Source organism: Trichlorobacter sp., assembly GCF_030247655.1.
Lineage (GTDB): Bacteria > Desulfobacterota > Desulfuromonadia > Geobacterales > Pseudopelobacteraceae > Trichlorobacter.
This window is the reverse complement of sequence record NZ_JAOTRZ010000265.1, coordinates 1-3,587: the sequence shown is the minus strand read 5'-3', so window position 1 is coordinate 3,587 and position 3,587 is coordinate 1. Positions and strand designations below refer to the sequence as shown.

Sequence of the window (3,587 nt, the reverse complement as noted above, 5' to 3'; positions counted from 1 at the left end):
AAGACCATGTTTGTGATCTGGCCCGACCCGCTGGTGGCAGCCGGGCCCGGTTCCATGCTGGATGATGCCATGAAACTGTCCGGCATGACCAACATCGCCAGTGATGCCCGTTCCGGCTATCCCCGCCTTTCGCTGGAGGCGGTCATCACCCGTAACCCCCAGTTGATCATTGCCGGACAGGGAGAAAAGCTGACCGGGCCGATGAAGCGGATGCTGGGCCACCTCAATTCCCTGGATACCGTCAAACAAGGCCGGGTCTGCATGGTCAGCGATGCCCTCTACCGGCCCGGCCCCCGCATACCGGAAGGGATTGCCGAGCTGAGGCATTGCCTGGAGTTAATGCGCCGATGAAACTTACAACACTCCCTAAAACATTATTCACCGCAGAGGGCACAGAGGTGCGCAGAGGAAATCCAGAGGCCGGAAAATCATGGATAAAACCAGAATACAAACCATTGATTTTTAACTTCTGGTTTTGTGTTTCCCCAAAAGAATCTGATTCTAAAGGTTTTTCCCCCTGTTTCCCTCTGCGTTCCTCCGCGTCCTCTGCGGTTAAATGGTGTTATTGTCCATGAAACGCCACCCCCTGTTCATCATGCTGGGCTGCCTGGTGGCTGTCCTGCTACTGTCCCTCTCCCTGGGGCAGCAGGTCATCAATCCCTTCAACCTTGACCCGTTACAGTTCAAGATCGTGCTGGAGCTGCGCCTGCCCCGCATTGTGGTGGCCCTGCTGATGGGTGGATCACTGGGGGTGGCCGGTGCAATCCTGCAGGGGGTCTTCCGCAACCCGCTGGCTGATCCCTATGTACTGGGCACTTCCAGCGGTGCTGCGCTGGCTGCCGCCTTTGGCCTGCTGGCAACTCAAGGGACGGCGGTCTGGCTGGTACCCGGTTTGGCCCTGGTCGGGGCGCTGGTTACCAGTGCGGTGGTGGTCTCACTGGGACGGGATGCCTGGGGGGTGCGGGCAGAGCGATTACTGCTGGCCGGGGTGGGGATCGGCTTTTTCCTGTCAGCCATCCTGATGCTGGTGATGTCCCTGGCCCAGGCTGATGGGGTCAAACGTGCCCTGCTCTGGATGGCCGGTGACCTGGCCGGTGCTGACTGGTCTGTGGTACCGGTTGCCAGCCTGCTGATGTTATTCGGTTTTGTGCTTGCCCTGGCCCGGCGGCGCGGACTGAACGCCCTGGCCCTGGGTGATGAAGTGGCCTTTGGGTTAGGCCTGGAGCCGGGACGGGAACGGACCCTGCTGGTACTGGCAGCCTCCTTGTTGACCGCTGCATCGGTTGCCCTGGGCGGTATTGTCGGCTTTGTGGGGCTGATGGTACCCCACGCAGTACGTGCCCTGGTGGGGGCTGATGCCCGGCGGGTACTGCCGCTATCCGCCATTGGCGGCGGCATGCTGCTCTGTCTGGCTGATACCGTCGGGCGCAGCGTGTTGCCGCCGGTGGAGATCCCGGCCGGGGTGGTCACCGCCCTGATCGGTGCCCCCTGGTTTCTGATCATGCTACGCCGGGCCACGGGCGGGGGGATGCGATGAGCAGTCTCCGGTTTGATCAAGTCTGCTTCAGCTACGGAAATGCCCCCTGTGTGGTGCAGTTCTCCTGCAATCTGGCCAAGGGTGAGCTGGTGGGGCTGATCGGTGCCAACGGTTCCGGCAAATCCACCCTGCTGCGGCTGGGGGCAGGCCTGCTGACACCCACCGTTGGACAGGTAGAGCTGGATGGCAAACCGGTCCGTTCCTGGCGGGGTGAAGAACGGGCGTCTCGCCTGGGCTACCTGCCCCAATCCATTGAAGCGCCGTTACCGTTTTTAGTGGGTGAACTGGTGGAGATGGGCCGTGCTGCGGCCCGCAAAGATCATCTGCTTTCCTGCCGGGAGGTGCTGGCAGCGGTGGGGCTGGAAGGCCATGAGCAGACCCCGCTGTCCCAGATCAGCGGTGGAGAACGACGGCGGGCCTTCATTGCCATGATCCTGGCCCAGGGTGGCAAGACCCTGCTGCTGGATGAACCGCTGGCCGGGCTTGATCTGCGCTACCAATATGAACTGCTGACCCTGCTGCGGTCGCTCTGCCAGACCCACAACCTGACCATCCTGCTTTCCCTGCATGACCTGATCCTGGCCCGCAACCTTGACCGCCTGCTGGTGATCCGCCAAGGGCAACTGCTGGCCGACGGTCTGCCGACAGAAATTCTCACTCAACAACTGGTGCAGCAGACCTTTGATCTTGATCCACGGTTTCAGGTGGCCGGTATTGGTGGGTAAGGTTTAACTACTCCATTTCCCACCCTTGATCTTTGAACTGCATTGTACTAAGTTATGTACATACTTATTCGTGCAGGAGATAAAAGCTATGAATGCCCTTACGTATACTTACACGCGACAGCACTTGGCAGATGTTATGCGATCAGTCAACGATGATCATAATCCTGTGGTAGTAACCAGCCAGCGTGGCAAGCCGGTTGTCATCCTCTCTCTTGAAGATTACCAGGCCTTTGAAGAGACGGCATACTTGCTCCGGAATCCGCAAGGTGCCAGACGTCTGCTCGATTCGGTCGAAGAACTACGTGCCGGAGGCGGTCAAGTTAGCGAGCTGATGGAATGATGATTAAATTCTCTACTGCTGCATGGGAAGACTACCTCTACTGGCAGACGACCGACAAGGCAATGCTTAAGCGCATAAATAATCTTATTCGGGATATTCAGCGTGAGCCTTTTGCCGGCATCGGTAAACCAGAACCGCTTAAGCATCAGTTGGCCGGTTTCTGGTCTCGCAGAATAGACAGCTGTCATCGTTTAGTGTACGCAGTCGAAGGAGATACCTTGCTGATTGCACAGTGTCGTGATCATTATTGAGCCAGTAACAAAGGTTCTCTACGCCCAAACAACTGTAATTTCTTAATCCTTCAGCCGTTTCAACTATTGATAGGATGCGTCACAATGGGAAAAACGGGAAGCATCCCACTCTTTCCCCGGTTAGCACTTCTCCCGTCCTGATCTACGTCTCAAGTTCCAAAAACAAAGCAGTGCTGCCAGATTACTAATACTGTTGGCCGGGATGCATCTGCCATGCCTCTCTTTATGGACGCACATTCCCCAGCCTCACCAATTACCTCTCCCACTTACTGCATCCGCTTCCCTATCTCTTTAACCTTTGGGTTATTAAGCAGCCGTAGAAAAGCGGGATTATTGAGCAGTACGCTGTAATCACCGGACTGCACCGCCCGGATAACCTCAGGATCGCTTAACAGGGCCTGCATCTCAGGGTCATGCTGCAGGGCGCGGATCTGTTCCATCGCCCCTTGATCCTGCATCATCCTGTCTTTCATGGCAGCTACACCGCTGAAATCATTACCGCCTTTTACAGATACAGAAGAAGATGCTGCCGGACTGCCTGCAGAGGTGTTGATCCCCAGCGGCCTGGCACTTTTCCGGTAACTGGCAGGAATCTCTGCCAGCGATTCTGAAAAGTGTACGGTGCCAACACCATCAGTCCATTGGTAGGTTTCTGCGTGGGCAAAAGTTGTGACCAGAAGCAAGAGCAGCATCAGTTTTTTCATGGGCTATCCTTTTTGCGCGGCGTCAGCTCT

The 3,587-nt window shown here is 56.9% G+C and carries 6 protein-coding genes; 5 read left to right on the top strand and 1 reads right to left on the bottom strand.

Annotated elements, in window-relative coordinates; translation table 11 throughout:
• From OEL57_RS15310 to OEL57_RS15290, 5 genes are all read left to right on the top strand, one after another.
• The coding region (locus OEL57_RS15310) for an ABC transporter substrate-binding protein (RefSeq protein WP_300741649.1) at positions 1 to 351 on the top strand (351 nt) is incomplete at its 5' end.
• A gap of 220 nt (positions 352 to 571) precedes the next feature.
• A complete protein-coding gene (locus OEL57_RS15305) occupies positions 572 to 1,537 on the top strand; it encodes a FecCD family ABC transporter permease (protein WP_300741647.1) in 966 nt (321 codons plus the stop codon).
• Complete coding sequence (locus OEL57_RS15300) at positions 1,534 to 2,262, top strand: ABC transporter ATP-binding protein (RefSeq protein WP_300741645.1); 729 nt, start codon at positions 1,534 to 1,536, stop codon at positions 2,260 to 2,262. Before OEL57_RS15305 ends, OEL57_RS15300 begins: the two co-directional genes overlap by 4 nt.
• A gap of 88 nt (positions 2,263 to 2,350) precedes the next feature.
• On the top strand, positions 2,351 to 2,602 hold the full coding sequence (locus tag OEL57_RS15295) for a type II toxin-antitoxin system Phd/YefM family antitoxin (RefSeq protein WP_300741643.1): 252 nt from the start codon (positions 2,351 to 2,353) through the stop codon (positions 2,600 to 2,602).
• Positions 2,599 to 2,853: a Txe/YoeB family addiction module toxin gene (locus tag OEL57_RS15290; RefSeq protein ID WP_300741642.1), complete on the top strand. Its 255-nt coding sequence runs from the start codon at positions 2,599 to 2,601 to the stop codon at positions 2,851 to 2,853. Before OEL57_RS15295 ends, OEL57_RS15290 begins: the two co-directional genes overlap by 4 nt.
• A 266-nt stretch (positions 2,854 to 3,119) precedes the next feature.
• Here the strand turns inward: OEL57_RS15290 and OEL57_RS15285 are convergent, their stop codons facing one another.
• Positions 3,120 to 3,557 (bottom strand): DUF4124 domain-containing protein, encoded by a 438-nt coding sequence (locus OEL57_RS15285; RefSeq protein ID WP_300741640.1) that lies wholly within the window; start codon positions 3,555 to 3,557, stop codon positions 3,120 to 3,122.
• Positions 3,558 to 3,587: the final 30 nt, after the last annotated feature.

Coding starts and splice junctions, on each gene's coding strand:
- OEL57_RS15305 (WP_300741647.1), top strand. CDS start 572: ATGAAACGCCACCCCCTGTTCATCATGCTGGGCTGCCTGGTGGCTGTC.
- OEL57_RS15295 (WP_300741643.1), top strand. CDS start 2,351: ATGAATGCCCTTACGTATACTTACACGCGACAGCACTTGGCAGATGTT.
- OEL57_RS15285 (WP_300741640.1), bottom strand. CDS start 3,557: ATGAAAAAACTGATGCTGCTCTTGCTTCTGGTCACAACTTTTGCCCAC.
- OEL57_RS15300 (WP_300741645.1), top strand. CDS start 1,534: ATGAGCAGTCTCCGGTTTGATCAAGTCTGCTTCAGCTACGGAAATGCC.
- OEL57_RS15290 (WP_300741642.1), top strand. CDS start 2,599: ATGATGATTAAATTCTCTACTGCTGCATGGGAAGACTACCTCTACTGG.